General features: G+C 75.6%; 19 protein-coding genes and 3 pseudogenes. 9 read left to right on the top strand and 13 right to left on the bottom strand.

Annotation, left to right across the window (positions count from 1 at the left end; all coding sequences use genetic code 11):
• Positions 1 to 24 precede the first annotated feature (24 nt).
• Complete coding sequence (locus QQY24_RS03260) at positions 25 to 2,532, bottom strand: SpoIIE family protein phosphatase (protein WP_301971143.1); 2,508 nt, start codon at positions 2,530 to 2,532, stop codon at positions 25 to 27.
• Positions 2,533 to 2,756: 224 nt separating this feature from the next.
• Between QQY24_RS03260 and QQY24_RS03255 the strand changes: the two genes are divergently transcribed.
• Positions 2,757 to 4,556, top strand: coding sequence for a hypothetical protein (locus QQY24_RS03255; RefSeq protein ID WP_301971142.1), 1,800 nt, complete (start codon positions 2,757 to 2,759; stop codon positions 4,554 to 4,556).
• A gap of 70 nt (positions 4,557 to 4,626) precedes the next feature.
• Here the strand turns inward: QQY24_RS03255 and QQY24_RS03250 are convergent, their stop codons facing one another.
• The 4 genes from QQY24_RS03250 to QQY24_RS03235 all read right to left on the bottom strand — a co-directional run bounded on the left by QQY24_RS03250 (position 4,627) and on the right by QQY24_RS03235 (position 9,363).
• Positions 4,627 to 4,917 (bottom strand): YkvA family protein, encoded by a 291-nt coding sequence (locus QQY24_RS03250; RefSeq protein WP_301971141.1) that lies wholly within the window; start codon positions 4,915 to 4,917, stop codon positions 4,627 to 4,629.
• A gap of 131 nt (positions 4,918 to 5,048) precedes the next feature.
• Positions 5,049 to 6,173 (bottom strand): hypothetical protein, encoded by a 1,125-nt coding sequence (locus QQY24_RS03245; protein WP_301971140.1) that lies wholly within the window; start codon positions 6,171 to 6,173, stop codon positions 5,049 to 5,051.
• 265 nt (positions 6,174 to 6,438) lie between these two features.
• Positions 6,439 to 7,803, bottom strand: a complete 1,365-nt coding sequence (locus tag QQY24_RS03240) for an FAD-dependent oxidoreductase (RefSeq protein ID WP_301971139.1) — start codon at positions 7,801 to 7,803, stop codon at positions 6,439 to 6,441.
• A gap of 213 nt (positions 7,804 to 8,016) precedes the next feature.
• Complete coding sequence (locus QQY24_RS03235; protein ID WP_301971138.1) at positions 8,017 to 9,363, bottom strand: NlpC/P60 family protein; 1,347 nt, start codon at positions 9,361 to 9,363, stop codon at positions 8,017 to 8,019.
• A 561-nt stretch (positions 9,364 to 9,924) separates the two neighbouring features.
• On the opposite strand from QQY24_RS03235, the pseudogene QQY24_RS03230 reads away from it, so the two are divergent.
• Positions 9,925 to 10,167 (top strand): annotated as a pseudogene (locus QQY24_RS03230) (hypothetical protein); the annotation flags it as partial.
• Between the two features lie 7 nt (positions 10,168 to 10,174).
• Positions 10,175 to 10,516 (top strand): annotated as a pseudogene (locus tag QQY24_RS03225) (GNAT family N-acetyltransferase); the annotation flags it as partial.
• A gap of 180 nt (positions 10,517 to 10,696) precedes the next feature.
• Here QQY24_RS03225 and QQY24_RS03220 read toward each other — a convergent pair.
• On the bottom strand, positions 10,697 to 11,338 hold the full coding sequence (locus QQY24_RS03220; protein WP_301971137.1) for a class I SAM-dependent methyltransferase: 642 nt from the start codon (positions 11,336 to 11,338) through the stop codon (positions 10,697 to 10,699).
• A gap of 1,020 nt (positions 11,339 to 12,358) precedes the next feature.
• Here QQY24_RS03220 and QQY24_RS03215 point away from each other — a divergent pair.
• From QQY24_RS03215 to QQY24_RS03190, 6 genes are all read left to right on the top strand, one after another.
• Entirely contained in the window at positions 12,359 to 13,225 is an 867-nt protein-coding gene (locus QQY24_RS03215; protein ID WP_301971136.1) for a helix-turn-helix transcriptional regulator, read from the top strand.
• A 25-nt stretch (positions 13,226 to 13,250) separates the two neighbouring features.
• Positions 13,251 to 13,463, top strand: a complete 213-nt coding sequence (locus tag QQY24_RS03210; RefSeq protein WP_301976123.1) for a DUF397 domain-containing protein — start codon at positions 13,251 to 13,253, stop codon at positions 13,461 to 13,463.
• A 93-nt stretch (positions 13,464 to 13,556) separates the two neighbouring features.
• Positions 13,557 to 14,372: an SAM-dependent methyltransferase gene (locus QQY24_RS03205; RefSeq protein ID WP_301971135.1), complete on the top strand. Its 816-nt coding sequence runs from the start codon at positions 13,557 to 13,559 to the stop codon at positions 14,370 to 14,372.
• A gap of 169 nt (positions 14,373 to 14,541) precedes the next feature.
• Positions 14,542 to 15,222: a nucleotidyltransferase family protein gene (locus QQY24_RS03200; RefSeq protein WP_301971134.1), complete on the top strand. Its 681-nt coding sequence runs from the start codon at positions 14,542 to 14,544 to the stop codon at positions 15,220 to 15,222.
• Complete coding sequence (locus QQY24_RS03195) at positions 15,219 to 15,506, top strand: BON domain-containing protein (RefSeq protein ID WP_301971133.1); 288 nt, start codon at positions 15,219 to 15,221, stop codon at positions 15,504 to 15,506. Before QQY24_RS03200 ends, QQY24_RS03195 begins: the two co-directional genes overlap by 4 nt.
• The gene (locus tag QQY24_RS03190; RefSeq protein WP_301971132.1) at positions 15,503 to 16,246 is read left to right on the top strand and encodes a metallophosphoesterase; all 744 of its coding nucleotides are present in this window, start codon (positions 15,503 to 15,505) and stop codon (positions 16,244 to 16,246) included. The genes QQY24_RS03195 and QQY24_RS03190 overlap by 4 nt, the downstream gene beginning before the upstream one ends.
• A 134-nt stretch (positions 16,247 to 16,380) precedes the next feature.
• Here the strand turns inward: QQY24_RS03190 and QQY24_RS03185 are convergent, their stop codons facing one another.
• From QQY24_RS03185 to QQY24_RS03155, 7 genes and pseudogenes are all read right to left on the bottom strand, one after another.
• Positions 16,381 to 17,370, bottom strand: a complete 990-nt coding sequence (locus QQY24_RS03185; RefSeq protein WP_301971131.1) for an aldo/keto reductase — start codon at positions 17,368 to 17,370, stop codon at positions 16,381 to 16,383.
• Positions 17,371 to 17,553: 183 nt separating this feature from the next.
• A complete protein-coding gene (locus QQY24_RS03180; protein ID WP_301971130.1) occupies positions 17,554 to 18,777 on the bottom strand; it encodes a cytochrome P450 in 1,224 nt (407 codons plus the stop codon).
• Positions 18,774 to 19,994 (bottom strand): cytochrome P450, encoded by a 1,221-nt coding sequence (locus tag QQY24_RS03175; RefSeq protein ID WP_301971129.1) that lies wholly within the window; start codon positions 19,992 to 19,994, stop codon positions 18,774 to 18,776. The genes QQY24_RS03180 and QQY24_RS03175 overlap by 4 nt, the downstream gene beginning before the upstream one ends.
• The gene (locus QQY24_RS03170; protein WP_301976122.1) at positions 19,994 to 20,587 is read right to left on the bottom strand and encodes an ATP/GTP-binding protein; all 594 of its coding nucleotides are present in this window, start codon (positions 20,585 to 20,587) and stop codon (positions 19,994 to 19,996) included. The genes QQY24_RS03175 and QQY24_RS03170 overlap by 1 nt, the downstream gene beginning before the upstream one ends.
• A gap of 13 nt (positions 20,588 to 20,600) precedes the next feature.
• A complete protein-coding gene (locus tag QQY24_RS03165) occupies positions 20,601 to 20,948 on the bottom strand; it encodes a DUF742 domain-containing protein (RefSeq protein ID WP_301971128.1) in 348 nt (115 codons plus the stop codon).
• Positions 20,945 to 21,352 (bottom strand): roadblock/LC7 domain-containing protein, encoded by a 408-nt coding sequence (locus tag QQY24_RS03160; protein WP_301971127.1) that lies wholly within the window; start codon positions 21,350 to 21,352, stop codon positions 20,945 to 20,947. Before QQY24_RS03160 ends, QQY24_RS03165 begins: the two co-directional genes overlap by 4 nt.
• Positions 21,349 to 23,093: pseudogene (locus QQY24_RS03155) on the bottom strand (ATP-binding protein). The gene QQY24_RS03160 and the pseudogene QQY24_RS03155 overlap by 4 nt, the downstream one beginning before the upstream one ends.
• Positions 23,094 to 23,241 lie beyond the last annotated feature (148 nt).

Genomic DNA, 23,241 nt, shown 5'->3' with positions numbered 1-23,241 from the left:
CGATCATCTGCCGTCCCGGTCCGGTCACCGGTGGTGCGCCGGACCGGGACGGCGGGTGGCCAGGAGCAGTGCCACGTCGTCGGGACGGTCGACCGAGTGACGGGCCGTGGCGGTGAGCCGGTCGGCGACCCCGCCCAGGGACCGTCCGCCGCGCCGGCCGTGGGCCGTCGCGGCCCTCGCCAGCGCCAGCCGCAGCGCGGTGATGCCGTCGTCGATGTCGGCACCGGGCCGCTCCACCAGCCCGTCGGTGTACAGCGCGAGGATCGCCTCCGGCTCCATCCACAGCTCGGTCACCGGGTACCGGGCGTGCGGATCGACGCCCAGGACGACTCCGCCGGGTATGTCCAGTACCCGCGTGCGGCCGTCGGCGGAGCGCAGCAGCGGCGGCGGGTGCCCCGCCCGCGCGACCCGGGCCCGACCGGTGGCCGGGTCCAGCCGCAGGTAGCAGCAGCTGGCGAACTGGCCCGGGTCGAGGTCGATGAGCAGGTGGTTCGTCCCGCTCAGCACCTCGTCGGGCGGCCGGTCGCCGAGCGCGAAGGCGCGCACGGCGCTGCGCAGCTGGCCCATGGTGGCCGCCGCCTGCACCCCGTGCCCCTGCACGTCACCGATCACCAGCGCCAGTCCGTCACCCGCCTCCACCACGTCGTACCAGTCCCCGCCCACGTCCATGCCCTGCGTGCCCGGCAGGTACCGGCCGGCCGTCTCCACCCCGGGATGCGCCGACAGCCGGCGCGGCAGCAGGGCCTGCTGGAGGCCGCGGGCGAGCGCGGCCTCGCTGTCGTAGCGCCGCGCCCGCTCCATCGCCTGGGCGATCAGTCCGGCGAGCGCGGTGAGGACCGTGCGTTCCTGGGTGCTGAAGCGGCGCGGGCTCTCGAAGCCGAGGATGCAGGAGCCGACCAGCCGGCCCGAGGCGATCAGCGGCAGGAAGGCGCGGGCGCCCTCCTCGGCGTCCAGCGGGATCCCCGGATAGGTGGCGGCCAACTGCTCCATGGACTCGAAGAACAGCGGGCGGCCGGTGGTGAGCGTCTCCACGCCGGGCAGGTGCGCGTCGAGACCGACGCCCTCGAACGGGACCAGGAAGCCGGGCGGGAATCCGGTCTCCCAGGCGAGGTACAGGTGGCGGTCCTGGAGCAGGTGGATGGCCAGGCGCCGGCCCCCGAAGGCGGGCAGCAGCTCCCGCACGACGACCGCCGACACCTGCTGGGCGGTCACCGCGTCCGTGAGCGCGATGGCCAGGGCGATGGGCCGGTACAGCGGCGCCATGGACTGGTCACCGGCCACCTCCCCGGGCACGTCGGGAACCTCGCGGGCCGGCTCCCGGGGCGCGTCCACGCGGCTGGCGGGTTCCAGCGTGCAGGTGAGGATGTCGGGGCCGGGATGCACCGACAGGGCCAGCCAGTCGCCGTCCCCGGGGGCCCCGCCGCCGTCCGGGGGCCGCCGGACGTGGAAGCGCACCGGCCCCGTGGACAGCAGCGCGCCGCGCAGGTGGTCGTCGTACGCCGGCCCGGTCAGCCACGGCATCGCCTCCCACAGCGGACGGCCCAGCAGGCGCGCCCGCTCCCGGCCGGCGAGCCGCGCCGCGGCCGGGTTGACGTACACGACCGTCCCCAGTCGGTCCAGGCAGAACACCCCCTGCGGGAGCAGGTCGGCCGCGCCGTCCGCCGACGCGGCGGGGCCGGGGTCGAGGACCACTCCGGCGACCTGGGGCGCCCCGCCGTTCTCCCCCGTGGGCCACAGGTCCAGCAGCCGCAGGACGCCGTCCCCCGGTCGCAGCGGCAGCGGCTCGGGCGGCGGCTTCCCGGCGGCCGTATCGCGCAGCGCGGCCAGGATCCGGTGCGCGTCGGCCGGGGACACGGCGTCCGCGAACGCCGCGCCGGTGCCCGTGACCGCGTCGGGCGACAGCCCCAGCACGGCGTGCAGCCGGTCGTCCGCGCGCACCGCCGAGGTCGCCGGGTCCCAGGTGAACCGGCCCACGCGGATCTGCGCCGGCCGGGTGGCGGGCGGCCGTACGCACAGCGGCTCCCCGTCCCAGGCGACCACCGCCTCGTCGCCGTCGGCGAGCCCGAGCAGCTCCGAGCCCAGCCCCTCGGCCAGCCGGGTCAGCAGCTCCCGGTCCAGCAGCTCCTGCGGGGTGTCCGACCCGGACGGGCGCAGCACCGTGAGCACTCCCAGGGGCTCGGTCCCGCCCGGCACCGGCACGTGCACCGACCCGAAGGGGAAGGGCAGGCCCGCCGCGAACTGCGGGTAGCGCCGCACCGTCTCCGTCGCGTTGGGCAGCACCACCGGCACGCCCAGGCGGTAGGCGTCGGACACCGGGAAGGGCCGGCCGACGTGCAGCCGCCACCACGACCGGAACAGCGGGCCGGGCAGCCCCACGAGCACGGCCAGGTGCAGCAGCCCCGGGGTGCCGGAGCGCAGGTACACGCCCGCGACACGGCCGCCGGCCGCACCGAGCGCACCGGTCGAGGCGTCGGTCAGCAGCGCGGCCAGCCGGGCCCGCGTGCGGACCGCCCGTTCCCCGCTCCCAGCCATCGGTTCTACCTCGTCCCGCGCCGCCGGGTTGGATGACACAGCAAGAATGCGCCAAGGCGGTGGTGTGACGCACCCGGGAGGAGGGCGGCGGGGCCGCACTCCCCGTCACACCCGCGCCGCACCCCGGTGGCGGGGCTCCCCGGGGACTCCTAGTAATGGTCCGTGTACCGCCGCGCGCCGCACGCGGGGCCCTGGTCGGCCCGCACCCTTCTCCTGGAGCCGAGATGACCACCCGCTCTTCGTCCCTCCGTCCCGACGACTCCGCCGTGTCCGCCCCGCCGGCCGCGACCGGGGGCGCCCCGCCGTCCCCCGGCCCGGGCCTTTCCTTCGCGGCGCCTGCGGAGGAGTTCCCCGGGGCACCGCCGCACCGGGGCGCGGTCCCTTACCGGTACGCGCCGGCCCACGAGGCCGCGGCCGCACAGGGGCAGGCGGCCCCGTACGCCGATCCGCTGCACGGGCTGCTGAACACGGCCGTGGCCGACCGCCCCCTGGAGGACGTCGTCCGGCTCATCACGCTGCTGGAGTGCTCACCGGAGCACGCCCGTGCCACGGCCGACGCCCTGCGCGCGGCCGGTGTCGGCCGGTCCGTCGAGGACGTCACCCGCCTGGTCGCCCTCCTCACCAGGCCGCCCAGACCGGCCGACGGTGCCGACGACACGATCCGCGCCGCCGTCGAGCACCGCCCCGTGGCGGAGGTCTCCCGACTGATGGAACTGCTGCACCGCGCGCCCGTGGAACCCCACTGCGGGCGTACGGCCGTCGAGGCGGCGGCGGTGAACCGGCCCGTCGAGGAACTCGCCGAACTGATCGCCCGGCTGTCCGCCGCACGAGCCGACCGCGCCCTCTCGGCACCGCCGCAGGAGGTCTCCGGCCCGGCCGGTCCGCCCGCGCCGCCCGATGATCCGGCCGGTGCGGCGCTGTCCGGCGACCGGGCCGGCCGCACGCTGCCGGGCGACGCGGTCGGGCACGTGCCGTCGGACGCCCCGGCCGGGTCCGTGCCGGATGGTGAGCCGGGTGGTGAGCCGGGCGGGTCCGCCGCGTTCGGCGGTCCGGTCCGGTCCGTGCTGTCCGGTGAGCTGGCCGGTGCGGCGCTGTCCGGTGACCGGGCCTGGGCCCCGCCGTCGCACGAGGCGTCACCGGACGCCCCGGCCGGGTCCGTGCCGGATGGTGAGCCGGGCGGGTCCGCCGCGTTCGGCGGTCCGGTCCGCTCCCTGCCGTCCGGTGACCGGGCGTGGCCCGTGCCGGCGGACGACGTGGCGTTCGCCGGCACGGCCGGGTCGGCGCCGGGCGGTGAGCCGGCCGGATCCGCCCGGTTCGACGACCTGTCCTGGCCCGCGCCGCCCGGTGACCCGGCCGGGTCCGCGCCACCCGGTGACCCGGCCGGGTCCGCGCCACCCGGTGACCCGGCCGGGTCCGCGCCACCCGGTGACCCGGCCGGGTCCGCGCCGTTCGGCACCTCCTCCCGGTCCGTTCCGGCCGGTGACCCGTTCCGGCCCGTCCCGTCCGGCGGCCCCGTCCGGTCCACGCCGCCCGGTGACCGGGCCGGGTCCGTGCCGGTCGGTGCCCCGGTCCGGTCCGCGCAGGCGGCCGTCGCGGCGGTGCCGGCCGAGCCCCGCGGGAAACTTCCGGCTTCCCTGCGGTTCGCGCGGGTCGCCGCGCTGACGGTCCTGCTGTGCGGGGTGGCGCACTCCCCGCGCCACTGGACCGGCCTGTCTTCGAACGTCCTCGCGGCCACGCTCCTCGCATCGGGCCCCTGCGTGCTGCTGGCCCTGGCCCTGCCGGCGCGGGCCGCGGCGGTCCGGCTGGTCGTGGCGACGGCCGCACTGGCCGTCACGGCGGCGCTCACCGTCGGGCAGATGCTCGGCGGCCGGTTCGGGCTGCCGGACCCGTCCCGGCTGCAGGCCGCCATGCTGGCCCCGCCGTGGCTCTCGGGAGCGGCCGCCGCGGTGGCCGCGCTCGCGGTCCTGCCGGTGCTCCTCACCGCCCTGCTCCTGGTGAACACCCGCCGCGCCACCGCCGATTGAGCCGGCGCCGGTCGGCGCCCCGCCCGCCGGACGGGAAGGCGGCGGCACGCCGGCGGCGGACCCGCCCGGTTCAGGGCCCGGTGGTGCCGGGCGGCAGGGTGTGGCCGCCGGTGCGCAGGCTGCGCAGGGCGAGCAGCAGGACGCCGATGTCGTCCAGGTAGACCGGGTCGGGCAGCAGGTCGGTGGGCAGGACCAGGTACAGGACCGCGCCCCAGAACACCCAGCGCGGGCCCGTGGGCAGGCCGGCCCGCCGCAGGGTGCGCCGGGTGCGCACCAGTCTCACCAGCAGGCCGACGGCGACGGCGAGCAGCAGCGCCGCGGCGACGGCGGCGATCCACAGCGGGGTCGCGCTGGAATCCATACGGCCTCCTGTCCCTGGGAGATGTGCGGGGCGCGCGGGATCGGCGTCCCGCCGCTGCCCCTTCCTCTTCCCGGTCCGGCCCGTCGTAGCCCGCCGTGGCCCGCCGTGGCCCGTTCCGCCTCGCTCCCGGGCTACGAGGGGCGGTCCGGTCCGTCGTCCTTGCCGGCGAACCGCAGCCGTTCCAGGGTGCGGGTGAGCTGCTGCAGCGCGAAGGGCGCCCGGGCGGCGGGCCGCTGCGGGGGCATGGCGGGGACGGGGGCGTCGCGGTAGGCGGCCAGTGCCTGGTGGGCCTGTTCGGCCGCCTCCCGGTACAGGTCGCGGGACTCCGTCATGGCCTCCAGCGCCTCGGCGTACATGGCGACCAGCTGCCGCTGGCGCTCCAGCTCCTCCTGAAGCGTCATCAAGGTCCACTTCTCGCGCAGGTCCCTCAGCGCCTGTCCGGCGCCCTGCGGGAGGGGCCGGGGCAGCGCCACGAAGTGCCGCAGGGCGGTGACGAGTTCGACCGGTTCGGAGCCGTCCAGGAAGACGTTGCGCACGCTGTGCTCCCGGTGGTCGTAGCCGTCCGGCGCCGGGTCGGGCGGCAGCAGGACGGCCCCGCCGCGCGGCACCTCGACCCCGAGGTCCTTCAGCGCCCAGTTGACGGCGCGGAACTGCTGCGGCGCGGCCCGGTGTTCCACCACCCGGTGCCGCAGGCCCGGCGGCAGCAGGCGGGCGAGCGGCAGCCGGCCGCGCTCGTCCGGGGTCATCGCCTCGTGCACCACCATGTTGACGCACCAGGACTCGCGGGCCGCGTCCCGCAGCCGCCGCCGCATCTCCTTGTCGTCCTCCGGCAGCGCGTTGACCTGCCGGAGGCGCAGGCCGCCGACGGTGGGGTGGTGGTCCCAGGCGCCGTCGTCGCCCTCCGCCGCGGCCTCGGGCCAGAACAGGGTCGCGGGCGAGGGCCAGGTCTCGTCCCAGGGGCGCTCGGCCTCCGCGACGAGCGTCCACGGCTGCCCGGTCGGCCGGTCCTGCCGGGGCGCGAGGACGAGGCGGGCCCGCACGGTCACCGAGCCGCCGGCCCGCCAGCGCGCCTCGAAGACCCGTTCCGGTGAGCCGTCGGGCGCGGGGGGCTCGGCGAAGTCGTCGATGTCCCCGCTCTCCTTGCGCCGGCGCAGTGTGCGACGGACGACGTCCTCGGGGGCGGAGCCGGTGTGACGGCCCCGGGCGGCCCAGAGGGTGTGCGGGATGGTGGCGCGGTCGCCGGAGGAGTTCGACATGAGCCAATCTGCTGATGGGGGCGGGTGCGCCTACCAGTATCACCGTCCGGCGGCGTGATCCGTCGGTGGGGCCCGCGCACGGCGCGCCGGTCCGGGGTACGCCCCGCGCGCGGGACGCGCGCCACGCGCTCGGGATGCGCACCGCACACGCCGGGTGACCGGGGTTCACGCGCCCCCGTGACCTGCCGCCGCGTCCAGAACGGTCCGGCGGACGGAGCCGGCCCGCCCGTCCGCCCCGGCGTCTTCGCCGCCGCGGTCGCAGGCCTTACGCCCCGCTCTCCCGCAGCATGTCCTCCCGCTCGACGATCTTCACGCGCTCGCGGCCCTGCGGCTCGCCCAGGGCGCGCTCGGCGGCGTCCAGCCGGTACCAGCCCTCCCAGGTGGTGCAGCGGACGTTGCGCTCGGCGAGGAAGGAGTCCACGGCCTCGGGTTCGGGCGAGGCCGGGGTGTGCAGACGGCCGTTGGCGAAGTCGTCCAGCAGGTTGGACACCGTCTCGTTGGCATCGCCCTTGGTGTGCCCGATCAGGCCGACCGGACCGCGCCGGATCCAGCCGGTGACGTACGTCGACTGCAGGTGCGCGCCGGACTCCTCGATCACCCGGCCGCCCTCGTCCGGGACCGTGCCCGAGCCGATGTCCCAGGGCAGCTTCGGCAGCTTCTCGGAGAGGTAGCCGACCGCGCGGTAGACCGCGGTGACGTCCCAGTCCTTGAACTCGCCGGTGCCCTTGACGTTGCCGGTGCCGTCGAGGGCGGTGCGCTCGGTGCGCAGGCCGACGACCCTCCCGTCCTCGCCGAGGATCTCCGAGGGGGACTCGAAGAAGTGCAGGAACAGCTTGTGCGGCCGGTTGCCGACGTCCCGGATCGCCCAGTTCTCCAGGGTCTTGGCGACCATGTCGGCCTGCTTGTTGCCGCGCCGGGTCTCGATCGAACCCGCGTCGTAGTCGATGTCCTCGGGGTCGACGATGACCTCGATGTTCGGCGAGTGGTCCAGCTCGCGCAGCTCCATCGGGCTGAACTTGGCCTGCGCGGGGCCCCGGCGGCCGAAGACGTGGACCTCCACCGCCCTGTTCGCCTTCAGGCCGTCGTAGACGTTCGGCGGGATCTCGGTGGGCAGCAGCTCGTCCGCCGTCTTGGCCAGGATCCGGGCGACGTCTAGCGCGACGTTGCCGACACCCAGCACCGCGACCTTCTCCGCGTGCAGCGGCCAGGTGCGCGCGACGTCCGGGTGGCCGTCGTACCAGGAGACGAAGTCGGCGGCGCCGTACGAGCCGTCCAGGTCGATGCCGGGTATGGACAGCTCGCGGTCGGCCATCGCGCCGGTGGAGAAGATCACCGCGTCGTAGAAGGCGCGCAGGTCGTCCAGGCTGATGTCGCCCGGGTAGTCGACGTTGCCGAACAGGCGGACCTGCGGCTTGTCGAGGACCTGGTGCAGGGCGGTGACGATGCCCTTGATGCGCGGGTGGTCGGGCGCGACGCCGTACCGGATCAGGCCGAACGGTGCGGGCATCCGCTCGAAGAGGTCGATGGACACACCGGGCTCGGCGGCCACCTCGGACTTCAGCAGGGCGTCGGCGGCGTAGATCCCGGCGGGACCGGCTCCGACGATGGCTACCCGCAGGGGGCGCGGCATGATCAGGTTCCCTTCGAGCGTGAACGGTGCGAGCGTGAACGACGACTCGATCAGGAAGCCTAAACTGAGGCAGCCCTAAGTTGGTACGCGGGTCCGGTCTATGACCTCATAAGCTGAGCTTATGAGCGGTCCGGTGGCTGCTCGTGGGCCGCTCCCGACGGTCCGTGCGCCGTGCGGGACCGCCCGTCGCGCGGGGCCGCACCACCCGCCCCGTCAGGCGGGTCGCACCACCCGGTGGACCGCTGCCTCCCCGGCGCCGTACACCGACTCCTCGCGGATGAACGCCCCCGGGCCCGGCGCGTGGATGATCATGCCATCCCCGGCGTAGAGACCCACGTGCCGGTCGTCGTCGAAGAAGAGGACCAGGTCACCGGGCTGGATGCCGGTGAACGCGACCGGGGTGCCGGCGAGCGCCTGCTGGTGTGCGGCACGCGGCAGGGTGACCCCGGCCGCCCGCCACGCGCTCCGGGTCAGGCTGGAGCAGTCGAAGGAGTCCGGTCCCGTCGCACCCCACACGCACGGCTTGCCGATCTGTGCCCGCGCGAAGCCGATGACCTGCGCGATGCGCGCGGCGCGGGCCGCCCCCGGGTCCGTGGAGGGGCCGGGCGAGCCGGCACCGGCGGGGGGAGCGGCGGGGGCGGGACGGGAAGGGGGGCCGGTGCGCCGGGACAGCAGGTCCGCGGCGGCGGCGAGCCTGCGCCGGGTCCCCGCCCTGCGGTCGGCGGGGGAGGGGCGCAGGGGGGCGGCGGGGGCGCCGGACAGCGCTCCGGGCGCCTGCGGGGCGGTCCCCTCCGGGGCGGTGCGCGGCACGGTGGGCGGCTCGGCGGCCGGGCGCGCGGCGGGGAGGACGTCCCACGGGGCGGCCGGGTGCGCGGCGGGCGGTGCCCCCGGGTACGGGACCGGGAAGGCGTCCGGACGTGCCGCGTGGCGGGGGCCCGGAGCTGCGGCAGGAGGGGCGTCCGGCAGGGGGGCCGGGAAGGCGGCGGGCAGGACGGCCGTCCCCGCCGCCCGCCGTCCGGTGGGCGCGGGTGCGCCCGGAGCGGGCGGCTCCGGCGTTCCGGCGGGGAGCGGAACGGGCCGTCCGCCGGGTCGCGCCGTGGGGCCGGGCTCCAGGGCGGGCCGGGGCCGCCCGGCCGGGTGGGCCGGCGGGCCGCCGGCCGGCCCCGGCAGCGCACGCCCGGCGGGCCGTCCCGCGGACCCGGGGGCGAGTTCGGGCAATCGGGCCGCCAGGTCCGCCCGGCCGCCGCCGGGCGGGCCGCCGGCCGCGCGGTCCCGGGAGCGGGCCGGCGGGGTGCGGCCGGGCAGCCGGTCGGCGGGGAGGACGGCGGGCACGGTCGGGCCGAATCGCGTCCGCGCCACGTCGAACCACTGCTGCGCCACCGCGTCCGGAGCCGGAGCCGGGTCCGGCCGCCGGTCCGGCCGCTCGGCCGGCGGCACGCCCCTCCTGCGGGCCGCCGCGGCCATGGCCCGGGTCGCGTTGAAGTTCCCGGTCGCGTTCTCGGCCCGCTCGTACAGGGAGTCGATCCGCTGCCGAACCTCGTCGCGGCTCTCCGGCGCCATGGAGGACGTGCTCCTTCCTCGCCCCACGGGGCGGCCGGGCCGGTGTGCCCGGGGTCGGTGGGGGAGGTGAGCCGGGCGGCCCGGCGTCAACCTAGCCAACTCGTGTGCCCCGTGTGAAGGTCGGGGAGCGCGATGTCCGATACGCGTGCGCGGCGTTCACCGCGTCGTCCGGCGGACGGACCGGGTGCTGGTCCAACCGGTCCAACCGGTCGGGCCGGTCCCGCCGTTCCCGCCCGCCCGGCCGCGGGGCGGGGAGCCGCGCCCGGCCGCGGTCCGGTGTGGCAGGGTTCTCCCGCGGGTTCGCCGTGAACCGCCGGTCCGGTCGGACGCGGCGGCGCCGCCGTCCGTACGGGGCCGGGGACCCCGCGTCCACCGCCGCGACCCGCAGGGGGGAAGACCTTGGTACGCACCACGCGCAGACGCCCGGCCGGCGCCCGGCGCGCGACCCTCACCGCGGTGGCCCTGGTGCTCGGCGGAAGCGGGCTCGTCGCCGCGAACGTCCACGCCCCGGCCGCCGGAGGCGGCGGGAGCGGTGCCGGGTCCGCCCGGCAGGCCGGCGGCCAGGGCGGCAACGGTGCCGGCCAGGGCGGCACCGGCCCCTTCACCTCCGACTACGCCGACATCACCGCCGTACGGCCCAACGTGCCGGAGCCGCCCCGCCGGGCCGGTGCCTCGCGCGGCACCTTCACCTCCGACTGCGGCGTCAACGCGGGCGGCCTGTTCAACTCCGACAACGTCATCGTCGCCCCCGGGGTCCCCAACGGCGCCCACCACGTCCACGACTACGTCGGCAACCAGTCCAACGACGCCCCCCGCCGGGGCGCCGCGCACGCCCACCGAGGAGATGACCGGCCTCCTGCACCACCCCGAGCGCATGCTCGTGCCCGAACTCGCCGCGTACCCCGCCCACCTGCACATCGACCTGCTGCCGGCCTGGCAGCGGCGCGGACACGGCCGGCGGTTGATGCGCACGCTGCTGGACGCCCTGCACGGGCGGGGCGTCCCGGCCGTCCACCTCGGCACGGTCACCGCCAACACGGCCGCCCGGGCCTTCTACGACCGGCTGGGCTTCCACGAGATCCCGGTCGCGGACGCCGGTCCGCTCACCTACCTGGGGCGGGCCACGGCCACGGACCGAACGATCACGGACTGAACACCACCGCCGTGGGCATGCCGGCCGGCGACCGCGGCTGACGGGAGATCACGTTGCCCAACCGTGACCCTCCACGGGCCACCACCGGTAACTTACTCAACTCGGCTGGCTGACCGACCGCCTCTCCGGCAGGCCCGCCTCCGCCACCTGCCGGTACCTGCCCCTGACGCCCTGACGGGCTCAGTCCCCGTCCCGCCGGCAGTACAGGAAGAGGTGCGGCTCGGGCACGGCGTCGGGATGGGCCGGGGTGAACAGGGCGTGGTGCTCGGACAGCACCGTCAGGCCCGCCCCGGCCACCAGTTCGGTGAAGGCCGCGGCGGCGAAGCTCGTCACCCGCACCGGTTGTCCCATGAACCGCCCCTCGGCGGCGTCCGCGTCGAGGGGCACGGTGGCCAGCACGGCGAGGCCGCCGGGCCGCAGCGCCCGGGCCAGGGAGGCCACCACGGACGCCTGCTCGGCGCGGGACATCTGCAGCAGTGAGAAGTACACGCACACCGCGTCGAAGGAGCCCTCGGCGAGCGGGAGCCGGCGGATGTCGGCGAGCCGGAAGACGGCCTGCGGCACCTGCCGGGAGGCGAGGGCGACCATCACCGGGGAGACGTCGACGCCCAGCACCCGGTGTCCCGCCCCGCTCAGGGTCCACGCGGTCGGCCTGCCGGTTCCGCTGCCCACGTCCAGCACCCGGCTGCCCGGCGCCAGTCCGTCCAGCAGCCACCGCAGCGACGCCCGGTGCGCCTCGCAGGAGGCGAACGCCTTCTCGTAGTCGAGTCCCAGCGCGTCGAACACCACGGCGGCCGGTGCCCGGTCCTCGTCCTCGGCCACGACGGCTCCCCCTGTCGTCCTGTCGACTGCCGGGGCATCGTCGCACCCCGCTCCGGGCGTCCACAACGGCGCGCCGGCACCGCTCGCGGAGGTGGTACGCGTGCGGCGGGGCGCGCGGCGCGTGAACGGTCCGGCGCCCCGCACGGCAGCGGGCGAGGGGGCGGCCGGAACCGCCGCGGCCGGACCCGCGGCTGACCGGCAGCGGGTCCGGCAGCCCCGCCGGCCCGGCCGGCGCGCCCTCCGGTGACCGGAGCCGGTCAGATGCGGCCGGTGTCGGGGTCGGTGCCCGGCTTCGGGCGGGTGCGGGTCCAGGACGGGTCGGCGGACGGGTCGGAACCGGGTGCGTACTGGGTCATGGGCTTGTGGGTCCTTCGGACGAGTGGGGGATGGTCCGGGGGAGGGCGGCGTCCGGCGTGGGGCCGGCCGCCTCCCGGGCGCGGGGCGCCGGCGGCGGTTCCGCGACGGCGGCGCGTGCGGTCCGGCCGGGTGGCGGCGGGGCGGCCCCGCGCACCGCGGGCGGCGGGCCGGGGGAGCGGCCCCGGAAGCGAGCCGGTCGGGGCCGTCGGACCCGGGGAGTCGACGCGGACGCCCGCCTCCAGACGGGCCGGGGGAGGCCGGCCGGGGGCACCGGCCGGAGCGGGCGGTCGTCGGTGTCCGGCCGGGGGTGCGGCGGTTGGGGGAAGGAGGGGCGGAGCCATCGCCGTACGCCTTTCGTCCGGCCGCGCGTCGTGGGGGGGGCGGTGGGGCCTGGGCCGGCCGCTCACGCAGCAGACGACACACCGCCCCCGTGCGGGGCCGTGGTGCGGCCCACCCTCTCCCGACCGGGCCGCGCCGCCCGCTCCGTCGGTCGGCCGGAGCAGTGGGTCCACTGTGGCATCAGCCAACAACGGCCCGCAACCGGCAAGTTGAAAATTTCAGGCGGTCCCGTGCATGCTGCTGCGGGCGAGGCGCGATCGCAGGGGTGCACGGCTCCGGCCACGTGAGACGGTGGTTCCGGGACCGGCGTGAGGGGAGTGGGGCTTGACCGCGGAGAGTGACTGGGGCGGAGCCCCGTCCGTCCTGCGCATGATCCTCGGCCGGCGACTGGAGGCACTGCGCACCCGGGCCGGCCTGACCTTCGAACAGGCGGGCGCGGCCATCGGCGTCAGCCACTCCACCATCCGCCGCATGGAGGCCGCCAAGGTCGCCCGGCTCCGCCTCACGGACGCCGAGAAACTGCTCCAGGTCTACGGCGTCACCGACCGGGGGGAGATCGACACCTTCCTGCACTCGGTGCGCGAGGCCAACAAGCGCGGCTGGTGGCACGCCTACCGCGACGTCGTGCCGGACTGGTTCGACGCCTACCTCAGCCTGGAGCAGGCGGCGCTGCAGATCCGCGCCTACGAGAACCAGTTCGTGCACGGCCTGCTGCAGACGGAGGACTACGCGCGCGCCCTGCTGGGCACCGGCGCCCCGGCCGAGGCGGCGGAGCGCCGGGTCGCCCTGCGCATGCGCCGCCAGGAGCTGCTGGTCCGCCAGGGCCCGCCGCGCCTGTGGGTCGTCATGGACGAGACCGTCCTGCGCTGGCCGGTCGGGGGACCCGGCGTGATGCGCGCGCAGATCGACCGCCTCGTCGAGCTGAACCGGCTGCCGCACGTGACCGTGCAGCTCATGCCGTTCGCCAACGGCCCGCACCCCGCGATGCGGGCGGGCGCCTTCCACCTCTTCCGGTTCCGGGCCCGCGAGCTGCCGGACATCGTCTACCTGAACAGCCTGGTCGGCGCCGTCTACCTGGACAAGGCCGACGACGTCGTGAGGTACCGGGAGGCCATGGACCGCCTGGGCGCCCAGGCGGCATCCGCCAAGAAGACCGAGGCGCTGCTCGGCGCGATCCGGAAGGAGCTGTGAGGTGCACCCTCCCCCACGCAACGGCATGCCGGCCCGGCACCTGGGCGCCCGCGGCTGGACCAAGCCGTGGAGCGACGACGCCGGCGGGGCCTGCGTGGAGGTGAAGAAGCTCGCCGACGGCCGGGTCGCCGTGCGCCAGTCCATCGACCCCGACGGGCCGGCGCTGGTGTTCACGCCCCGCGAGATGGCGGACTTCCTGACCGGGGTCAAGGAGGGCGACGCCGACTTCCTGCTCTGACCGCCCCGGCACCACCGGCGCACTCCCGATCGGCCCTCGACGCACGTACATTGGCGCACGCCCCACCCCCCGACCCGAAAGGGAGACACGGCGTTGCCCGACAACGGATGGCCGGCCGACCGCATCGACACCGAGAACGCCCATTCCGCCCGCATCTACGACTACATCCTCGGCGGGAAGGACTACTACCCCGCCGACCAGGAGGCGGGCGACGCCATGGTCCGGGAGTGGCCCGCCCTCCCGGTCCACATGCGCGCCAACCGCGACTGGATGAACCGCGCCGTGCGCTGGCTCGCTCAGGAGGCCGGCATACGCCAGTTCCTGGACATCGGCACCGGCATCCCCACCTCGCCCAACCTCCACGAGATCGCCCAGGCGGTGGCGCCCGAGTCCCGGGTCGTCTACGTCGACAACGACCCGATCGTCCTCACCCTCTCCCAGGGTCTGCTGGCCAGCTCGCCCGAGGGCCGGACGTCGTACGTCGAGGCCGACTTCCGCGACCCGGCGGCCATCCTGGGCGCCCCCGAACTGCGCGACACCCTCGACCTGGGCGAGCCCGTCGCGCTCACCGTCATCGCCATCGTCCACTTCATGCTCGACGCGGACGACGCGGTCGGTGTCGTACGGCGGCTGCTGGAGCCGCTGCCCTCCGGCAGCCACCTGGCGATGTCCATCGGCACCGCCGAGTTCGCGCCCGAGGAGGTGGGCCGGGTCGCCCGCGAGTACGCGGCGCGCAACATGCCGATGCGGCTGCGCACCCCCGACGAGGCCCGCGAGTTCTTCGAGGGCCTGGAACTGGTCGAGCCGGGCATCGTCCAGGTGCACAAGTGGCGCCCCGACGGCACCGGCGACCAGGGCATCCGCGACGAGGACATCGCCATGTACGGCGCGGTGGCCCGCAAGCCCTGACCGCCGCGGACCCGCCGCCGGCCCCGGGACCGGTGCCCACGCGGCGTGTCCGCGGACCCGGCGCGCCGTCACGTGCGCACCCGGTCGGGCGGTGTCGGTGCGGGCACGCCGGGTACCCGGACGTCCCCCGGGACCGCCCGGGGCGCTGGGTGCCGTGAATGGAGAGGCCATGACGCAGAACGGGGAGGAAACCGCATCCGCGCGGCGACCGGAGGTCACCGGACTCCGCCTCGCGCCGGACGGGCGGACGGTGTCGCCCGCACCGGAGGCGGAGAACCTGCCGCACGACCGCAGCCAGGCGATCCTGGAGGCGGCCAAGCAGATCGGCGCCCTCCTGAAGAAGAGGGGGCACCCCTTCGCGCTGGCCGGCAGCGTGGCCGTCTACGCCCACGGCGGAAGCCGGCACCTCCAGCACGACGCGGACTTCTGCGTGCTGCCCGGGGACGCCGAAGCGGTGGCCGCCAGCCTGCGGGAGGCCGGTCTCGAAGTGCGGCAGCCGCCGGAGGACTGGTTGCTGAAGACGACCTGCCACGGGCAGGACGTCGACATCATCTTCGCGCTGGCCCACCGGCCGGTCACCAAGGACATGCTCGACCGGGCGCAGCGCCTCCCGGTCGACTCCGTCATCATGCCCGTGCTGTCCCCGACCGACCTGATCCGCAGTCTGATCAGCGCCTTCTCGGAGCACTACTGCGACTTCGGCTCGGTGCTGCCGGTGGCGCGCGCCGTGCGCGAGAAGGTCGACTGGGACGAGGTGCGGGACGCCTGCGGCGACGAGCCGATGCCCGCCGCCTTCCTCTTCCTGCTCGAACGCATGAACGTGATCGACCCCCGGGAAGGGTTCTCATGACCGACCACGACGTGAGCCGTCCGCCGGCGGACGCGGCGGGCCTCAACCTGGAGTACCGCGTCGCCCATCTCGCCGAGCACCTCGCCTCGGGAACCCTCGGCGAACTCGGCGTACGGGTGTCCGTGCACGGCGACTCCGTGCTGCTGACCGGCACCGTGCCGTCCACCCAGTGCCGGGACGAGATCCTGCGCACGGCCCGCGAGGAACTGGCGGGGCACCCGGTCCACTGCGACCTCCTCGTCGCCGGGACCGCCTCGCCCGACCACGGGGAGGACCTGTCATGATCCGGATCGCGGCCGTGGGGGACATCCACATGGCGGCGGAGAGCCAGGGCACCCTCCGTCCGTCGTTCGAGACGCTGCCCGAGTGCGCCGACGTGCTGCTGCTCGCCGGTGACCTCACCCGGCACGGCACCCCCGAGGAGGCCCGGGTGGTCGCCCGGGAGATCAAGGACCTCGCGGTGCCGGTCGTCGCCGTGCTCGGCAACCACGACCACCACGACGACCGGCCCGAGGAGGTCTGCGCGATCCTCCGGGACGCCGGCGCGCAGGTCCTGGAGGGACAGGCGGCCGTCGTCACCGCCGACGGCGCGCGGATCGGCGTGGCCGGGACGAAGGGCTTCGGCGGCGGGTTCGTCGGGCGCTGCGCCGGGGAGTTCGGCGAGCCGGTCATGAAGGAGTTCGTGCGCTACAGCCGGCAGTGCGCGGACGGGCTGCTCGGCGCGCTGAAGGAGCTGGACGAACGGGGCTGCGACGTCCGGATCGCCCTGACGCACTTCTCGCCCGTGCCGGACACGCTGGCGGGGGAGCCACCGGAGATCTACCCGTTCCTCGGCAGTTACCTGCTCGCGGAGGCGATCGACACCGGGGGAGCGGACCTGGCGGTGCACGGCCACGCCCACGCGGGCACCGAGCACGGGATGACGAGCGGGGGCGTGCGGGTGCGCAACGTGGCCCAGCCGGTGATCGGCCAGGCGTTCCACGTGTACCACCTGCCGGGCCGGCGACCGGCGCCCGCCGGGTGAGAGGTGCGGGCGGGCCGGGCGGCCGGCACCGGCCCGCCCCGCCCGGAACCGGACACCCGCCCCCGGCCGCACCCGCCGTCGCGCCCGCCGGGCCGGTGCGGCCGGCACGGCGGGTCCGGGCCGGGGACGGTTGCCTAGCGGTTCACCGTGCGCATGCCCGCCTCGTCGTAGCGTTCGCCCGCCGCCTGCGGCAGTTCGGCGTCGATGCGGGCGAGGTCGTCCCCGGTCAGTTCGATGCCGACCGCGCCCGCGTTCTGCTCCAGGTAGGTCCGGCGCTTGGTGCCCGGGATCGGGACCAGGTCCTCGCCCCGGGCCAGTACCCAGGCGATCGCCAGCTGGGCCGGGGTCACGTCCTTCTCGGCGGCGATCTCCCGCACCTTCGCCGCCAGCCGCAGGTTCGCCTGGAGGTTGGCGTCGGTGAAGCGCGGGTTGCCGCGGCGGAAGTCGTTCTCGTCCAGCTCCTCGGGGGAGGAGAAGCGCCCGGCGAGGAAGCCCCGGCCCAGCGGCGAGTACGGGACGAAGCCGATGCCCAGCTCCCGGCAGACGGGCAGCACCTCGGCCTCCACGTCCCGCGTCCACAGCGAGTACTCGCTCTGCACGGCGGTGACCGGGTGGACGGCGTGCGCGCGCCGGATGGTCTCCGCGCTCGCCTCGCTCAGCCCGATGTGCCGCACCTTGCCCTCGGCCACCAGTTCCGCCAGGGCGCCGACGGTCTCCTCGATGGGCACCTCGGGGTCGACCCGGTGCTGGTAGTACAGGTCGATGCGGTCGGTGCCCAGGCGCTGCAGCGAGCCGTGGACCGAACTGCGCACGTGCTCGGCCGAGCCGTCCTGCCGGCCCACGGTGCTCATGTCGCCCGGCACCGCGTCGTCCATCCGGTGGTTGAACTTCGTGGCGATCACGTACTCGTCGCGGTGCCCGCGGATCGCCTCGCCCACCAGCGACTCGTTGGTGAGCGGGCCGTAGACCTGCGCGGTGTCGAGGAAGGTGACGCCCAGCTCCAGGGCGCGCCGGATGGTCGCGACGCCCTCGTCGCGGTCGGCGGAGCCGTAGAAGGCGGACATGCCCATGCAGCCCAGGCCGATGGCCGATACCTGTAGATCCCGTAGATTGCGCTGACGCATGTGGTGTCCCAGCCTTTCCTGCACACTCGAACGTCGTTCCCCGCGGTACGAGGGCCTTCCTCCATTGAGGGGCGGATCGCGCCGCCCGGCATCCCGGGCGGCCGCGACGGCGCCTTCGTCCGCGTGGGTGACTGCGACGCTACGGCCTGGAGCGCGCTCCAAGTCAAGGCCGGCCGGCGGGCGCTAGGGGTTCAGCCGCACCGGCAGTTCGAACAGGTCGTTCTGGGTGACCACCGGCCTGTTGCGCAGTTCCCCGGCCGGCACCGCGAGCTCCAGGCGCGGGAAGCGGGCGTACAGGGCGGGCAGGGCGACGCCCGCCTCCAGACGGGAGAGCGCGGCACCGGGGCAGACGTGCGGCCCGTGCCCGAAGGAGATGTGCCGGTGGCGCGTCCCGCGCGTGATGTCGAACCCACCGGCGCTCGGCCCGTGCACCCTCCCGTCGCGGCCGATCGCCCCGTACGACACGATCAGCGCGTCCCCGGCCGGGATCACCCGGTCGCCGACCGGCACGTCCTCGGTCGCGAAGCGGATCAGGACGTGCGTGGTCGGGGTGGAGCGGCGCAGGGTCTCCTCCACGACCGCCGACCAGTCCGCCTCCCCGCTCAGTACCAGGGCCCGCTGTCCGGGGTGGGTGGAGAGGTTGACGACGGCGTTGACGATCAGTGAGATCGTCGTCTCGTGACCGGCCGCGACCATGAGCTGGAGCGTGGAGACGATCTCCTCGTCCGTGAGCCGGTCCCCGTCCTCGGAGGCCAGGATCAGCGCGCTGGTCAGGTCCTCGCCCGGCTCGGCCCGCTTGGCCGCCACGGTCGCGGCCATGATCCCGGCCAGCTCGGTCAGGGTCGCGAGGACCTCCTGCGGCGGGGTCTGCGTCGAGAAGAACTTCTCGAACAGCACCTTCAGCCGGGGCAGCCGCGCCTCCTCGATGCCCATGAGGTCGGCGACGACGTACATGGGCAGCGGGTGGGCGAACGCCGCCTTCAGGTCCACGACGTCCTCGCCGGCGGGCAGCGCGTCCAGCAGGTCCCGGGTCAGCCCCTCGATCCGTCCGCGCATCAGCTCCACCCGGCGCGGGGTGAGCGCCTGCGCGACCAGGGCGCGCAGCCGGCGGTGGTCGGCGCCGTCCACGGTGAGCATGGAGCGGCCCGGGTTGGCGAGGCCGATCAGCGGCCAGTCCGGCGGGATCTCACCGCGCCGCCAGGCGCCCCACACGTTGATGTCCTTCACCAGCCGCGGATCCGTGAGCAGCGACTTGGCCTCGGCGTGGTGGGTGACCGCCCACACCGGGACGCCGCCCGGCAGCTCCACGGCGGCCAGCGGGCCGGCCGCGTGCAGCGCCGCGCTCTCACCGTCCAGGTCGGTGACGAAGGGGTCGAGGACGATCCTGGCGGTCTCGGTACCGGTCATCGTGGCGCGCCTCCCGGAGCAGGGGACGGGGTGAACCGCACGGGCAGCTCGGTCAGGCCGTGCAGCCAGGGCGAGGGCCGACGCGTGAGGGATCCGGCGGGCACCGCCAGGTCGATGTCCGGCAGCCGGTCCAGGACGACCTCGATGCCGGTGCGCGCGATCACCTCGGCGATCTCCTGTGCGGGGAAGGGACAGCGGTGCTCGCCGTGGCCGAAGGAGAAGTGCGCGTTGTTGCCGCCGGTCAGCGCGGAGGCGTCGGTGCGCACCTGGGGGTCGGAGTTGGCGCCCTGCAGGCCGAGCAGCAGCAGATCACCGGCCCGGATGCGACGGCCGCCGAGGCGGGTGTCGCGGGCGGCCCAGCGGCCCGCCACGTTCTGGGTGGGCGTGTCCTCCCACAGCACCTCGTTCATCGCCTCGGCGACGCTGTTGCGGCCGCCGAACAGGGAGGCGGCGAACCGGTCGTCGGTGAGCATCAGCCGCAGCGAGTTGCCGATCCAGTCGGCGGTCGGCTGGTGCCCGGCCGCCATCATCACCATCAGGTCCTGCGCGATCTCCTCGTCGGTGAACCCGCTGCCGTCGGCGAGCATCCGCGAGGCCACGTCGTCGGCCGGCTCCTTCTTCCGGGCGGCGAGCAACTGCCCCATGGACAGGCCCAGGTGGGCCTGTCCGGCAAGGGCGCGCTCCCGGCCGTCGATCATGTCGTTCAGGGCGGTGACCAGACCCGGGCCGTCCTCGTCCGGGAAGCCGTAGAGGCGGGCCAGCACCCGTACCGGCAGCAGCATCGCGTACTGCGCGATCAGGTCGGCCTCGCCCTCGGAGCACACCGCGTCGATCAGCTCGTCCGCGAACCGCTCGGCGTGGCCCCGCAGTTCGACGGGGTCCACCGCCTCCAGCGCGTCGCTGACCATCGCCGCGCGCTGCCGGTGCCGCTCGCCGACGGTGTAGAGGATCGACGGCTGCCGGCGGCCGATCATCGGCAGCAGCGGCCAGCCCTCCGGAACGTTCTCCCACTGGTTCCACAGCTCGGAGTCGCGGCTGAACAGCACCGGGTCGCCGGTCACCTGGTGCAGTTCCCGGTAACCCAGGACCAGCCAGGCCGGGAGGTCCCCGTCGAGCAGTACCGGCACCACGGCACCGTGGTCGCGCCGCATCTCCCGGTACAGGCGGTCGGGTCCGGTCCGGAACCGGGACCCGCCGAGCGGGACGGCGTCGGACATCACACCAACTCCTGTCGGGGCGGGCCGGCCGGTACCGCCGGGCCGGCGTACCGGTTCTTCACGTGCTGCACCAATGTGATCAGGACCTCCTTGGCGGACCGGCGGGAGCGGGCGTCGCAGTCGACCAGCGGCACCTGCGGATCCAGGTCCAGGGCCGTGCGGACCTTCTCCGAGGCGCGCACCGGGCCGCCGAAGTCGTTGCAGGCCACGATGAACGGCGTGCCGTGCTGCTCCAGCCGGTCGATGGCGTACCAGGAGTCGTCGATCCGCCGGGTGTCGAGGAGCACGACGGCGCCGAGCGTGCCGGAGAACAGCCGGTCCCACAGGAACCAGAACCGCTCCTGGCCGGGTGCGCCGAACAGGTAGAGCACATTGCGCGCGTCCAGTGTGATCCGGCCGAAGTCGAAGGCCACGGTGGTGGTGGCCTTGCCGCGCACCCGGCCGGTGTCGTCCACCGTCTCGCCGGCCCGGGTCATCGTCTCCTCGGTGCTGAGAGGGCGGATCTCACTGACCGAGCGGACCAGGGTGGTCTTGCCGACGCCGAAGCCGCCCACGACGACGATCTTCAGACCGTTGGCGGCGGAGGCACTCAGCGGGGCGCGCGCCTCAGAGGTTGCGGAGTCCAACGAGCACCTGCTCCAGGATGTCGGGGTCGGTGATGGCCGGCCGGTGCGGATGACGGGCGCTGATCCGGCCCGCCGCGAGCAGGTCGCACAGCAGCACCTTGGCGATGCTCACGGGCAGCCGCAGTTCGGCGGCGATCTCGGCCACGGAAGTGGGGAACTCGGCCGTCCTGAGGATCGCCGTGTGCTCCGACTGCATGCCGGCCACCGGCTCCGACTCGGCGACGACCAGTGTGACGAGGTCGAAGGGGTTGTCGGGGCCGGTCCGGCTGCGTCCCTGGGTGATCGTGTAGAGGCGGTCGGGCGCGTCGTCCCTGCCCGGACGGCTCATGACGTCCGGGGCGGTGCGGTCAGGTGCTCGCCGAGCTGTTCCACCAGTTCGCTCATGTGGTGCCCGACGACCCCGGGGTCCGCGTCCTCGGCGGTGACGACCGCCAGGTGGGCGCCCTCGCCGGCCTCGACGATGAACAGCACGCCCCCGTAGAACTCGGTCATGGCCGAGCGTACGCCGCCACTGCCGTCGCCGAACTCGACGGACGCGCCGTGCGACAGCGACTGGATGCCGGCGGCGATCGCGGCGAGCTGGTCGGCCTGGTCGACGGTCAGCTCCGGGGAACGGCACAGTTTGAGTCCGTCCCGGGACAGCACGAGCGCGTGCCGGGCCCCGGGGGTCCTTTCCAGCAGGCCCTCCAGGAGCCAGGTGAGCGTGTCGTCGGCGGTGGTCCTGCCGGTCATGAAGTGGTGTCGCCTTCCGGGAACGCGTGCGGGCGGGATGATGAGGACGGGGGTGCGGGGGAGGTGTGCCCGGCCCCGTCGGAGGGGGTGCGGGCGGCGTGGGGTGAGTCGGGCGTGCGGTGTTCCGGTGCCGCGTCGTGCGGGGCGCCGGGGCGGTGGCCGTCCCGCGTCGCGGCCTGCGGTGCGGTGGCCGGGCGGTCCTGCGGGGCGGTGCCGGCGGCGTGGGCGTGGCGAGGGGCGCTGTCCGTGGCGGAGGCCGGGCCGGGCGCGGACGCGGAGCCGGGCGCGGGCTGCCGGATCTCCGGCGCCGGGGGGCGGACGGCCTGGCGGAAGCTGCCGAAACGGGCCGCCCGGGCCTTCGCGTCGTCGGTGCCGGGCGCGGGCCGCGGGGCGTCGGTCCGGGAGGCCGACCGGGAGCGTTCGGCCTCGGCGAGGGTACGGCCCCGGCGGCGCCGGGGCAGTCCCGCGTCCTCCGCGTCCTCCGCGCCGGTGGCGGGCCGAGGGGCCCGGGAGGCCGGGGCGGTGTCCGCCGCTCCGGGGACGGCGGACGGTTCGGCCCGCTTCCCGGCGCCGGGAGGGACGGTCACGGCCGCCGGTCCGGGCGCGGCCGGGCCGGTGAGGATCTCCTGCGGGACGAGCATCAGCACACCGGTGCCTCCGCGCGCGGACGGCCGGAAGGACACCTTCAGGCCGTACTTGCGGGCCAGCCGGCCGACCACGGTGAGGCCCAGCCGGGTACCGGTCAGACCGCCCAGCTCGGAGGCGTCGCCGGAGACCGCCCGCTCGGCGCGGCGCAGCTGGACGTCCCCCATCACCAGACCGCTGTCCTCCACGGACACGATGACACCGGCCGGCACCTCCTCCACGTAGACGTGGACCTCGGCGGTCGGGGGCGAGAAGTTCGCGGCGTTGTCGAGGAGTTCGGCGAGCGCGTGCATCACGCCCTCGGCCGCGTGCCCGGCGACCGCGACCTCGCTGACCGAATGGACGCGCACCCGCCGGTACCCCGCGATCCGGCCCATCGCGCCGCGCAGGATGGACTCCATCCCGATCGGCCGCGCCCACCGGCGTCCCGAGCGGGCCCCGGTCAGCACGGCGATGGAGTCGGCGAGCCGTCCGGCCTGGGCCGTACGGTGGTCCAGGTGCAGGAGGTCGGCGAGCACGTCCTCGTCGGAGTGCCGTTCCTCCATCGCACGCAGGTCGGCGAGGGTCGCGGTGGCGAGGGCCTGCATCCGCCCGGCGACGCCGGAGGTCGCCGAGATCGCCGCGGCACGCTCCCGCCGGGCCCGCTCCGCCTCCCGGGCCAGGCGGGCGTTCTCCCGGCGCAGCCGGTCCCCCTCCCGCCCGGCCTCCTCCTCCAGCCGGGCGCGCCCGGCCGCCAGCGACTCGGTGAACCCCTCGCGCTGCCGCGCCAGTTCGTCGACGAGCCGCTGCCGCTCCCGGCGTGCCTCCTCGGCCGCCCCGGCCTGCTCCTGCCGCAGCCGGGCGACCTCCTGGACCGCGCTCCGCAGCCTGCGCCGGGTGCCGCGGGCGCTGCGCAGCGCGTACACGGCCGTGGTCACGGCCGCGCAGAACGCGACCGCGGCGGCGCCCGCGCCCTGGGCGAGGGGCGTGCGCACGGCGTCCGGTGCGGCGGCCACGGCCGCGCCGACCGCGAGTGCCGACAGGGCGCCGGTGACGACGAGGGTGACGACGAGGGTGCGGAGGGGGGACGGTCGCCGGGAGGCGTGGGCGCGGTCATCGGTCCGGTCTGGTCCTCGCGGCAGAAGGGGACGAACAGGGGCGGTCGGGTACAGCGCAGTCGCTCCGGGAGGGGGCGAACCGGCGGTCACTATACGAGAGTTGCTGTTCGGATTCGAAAGATTCCGACGGCATTCCACAAATTCGTC

Origin of the sequence: Streptomyces sp. TG1A-8 (genome assembly GCF_030499535.1) — a bacterium.
Lineage (GTDB): Bacteria > Actinomycetota > Actinomycetes > Streptomycetales > Streptomycetaceae > Streptomyces.
Note: the sequence above shows the minus strand (reverse complement) of the source record. Positions and strands in the feature narration are given on the sequence as shown.

Coding starts and splice junctions, on each gene's coding strand:
- QQY24_RS03260 (WP_301971143.1), bottom strand. CDS start 2,532: ATGGCTGGGAGCGGGGAACGGGCGGTCCGCACGCGGGCCCGGCTGGCC.
- QQY24_RS03255 (WP_301971142.1), top strand. CDS start 2,757: ATGACCACCCGCTCTTCGTCCCTCCGTCCCGACGACTCCGCCGTGTCC.
- QQY24_RS03250 (WP_301971141.1), bottom strand. CDS start 4,917: ATGGATTCCAGCGCGACCCCGCTGTGGATCGCCGCCGTCGCCGCGGCG.
- QQY24_RS03245 (WP_301971140.1), bottom strand. CDS start 6,173: ATGTCGAACTCCTCCGGCGACCGCGCCACCATCCCGCACACCCTCTGG.
- QQY24_RS03240 (WP_301971139.1), bottom strand. CDS start 7,803: ATGCCGCGCCCCCTGCGGGTAGCCATCGTCGGAGCCGGTCCCGCCGGG.
- QQY24_RS03235 (WP_301971138.1), bottom strand. CDS start 9,363: ATGGCGCCGGAGAGCCGCGACGAGGTTCGGCAGCGGATCGACTCCCTG.
- QQY24_RS03210 (WP_301976123.1), top strand. CDS start 13,251: ATGCCGGCCCGGCACCTGGGCGCCCGCGGCTGGACCAAGCCGTGGAGC.
- QQY24_RS03200 (WP_301971134.1), top strand. CDS start 14,542: ATGACGCAGAACGGGGAGGAAACCGCATCCGCGCGGCGACCGGAGGTC.
- QQY24_RS03195 (WP_301971133.1), top strand. CDS start 15,219: ATGACCGACCACGACGTGAGCCGTCCGCCGGCGGACGCGGCGGGCCTC.
- QQY24_RS03190 (WP_301971132.1), top strand. CDS start 15,503: ATGATCCGGATCGCGGCCGTGGGGGACATCCACATGGCGGCGGAGAGC.
- QQY24_RS03185 (WP_301971131.1), bottom strand. CDS start 17,370: ATGCGTCAGCGCAATCTACGGGATCTACAGGTATCGGCCATCGGCCTG.
- QQY24_RS03180 (WP_301971130.1), bottom strand. CDS start 18,777: ATGACCGGTACCGAGACCGCCAGGATCGTCCTCGACCCCTTCGTCACC.
- QQY24_RS03175 (WP_301971129.1), bottom strand. CDS start 19,994: ATGTCCGACGCCGTCCCGCTCGGCGGGTCCCGGTTCCGGACCGGACCC.
- QQY24_RS03165 (WP_301971128.1), bottom strand. CDS start 20,948: ATGAGCCGTCCGGGCAGGGACGACGCGCCCGACCGCCTCTACACGATC.
- QQY24_RS03160 (WP_301971127.1), bottom strand. CDS start 21,352: ATGACCGGCAGGACCACCGCCGACGACACGCTCACCTGGCTCCTGGAG.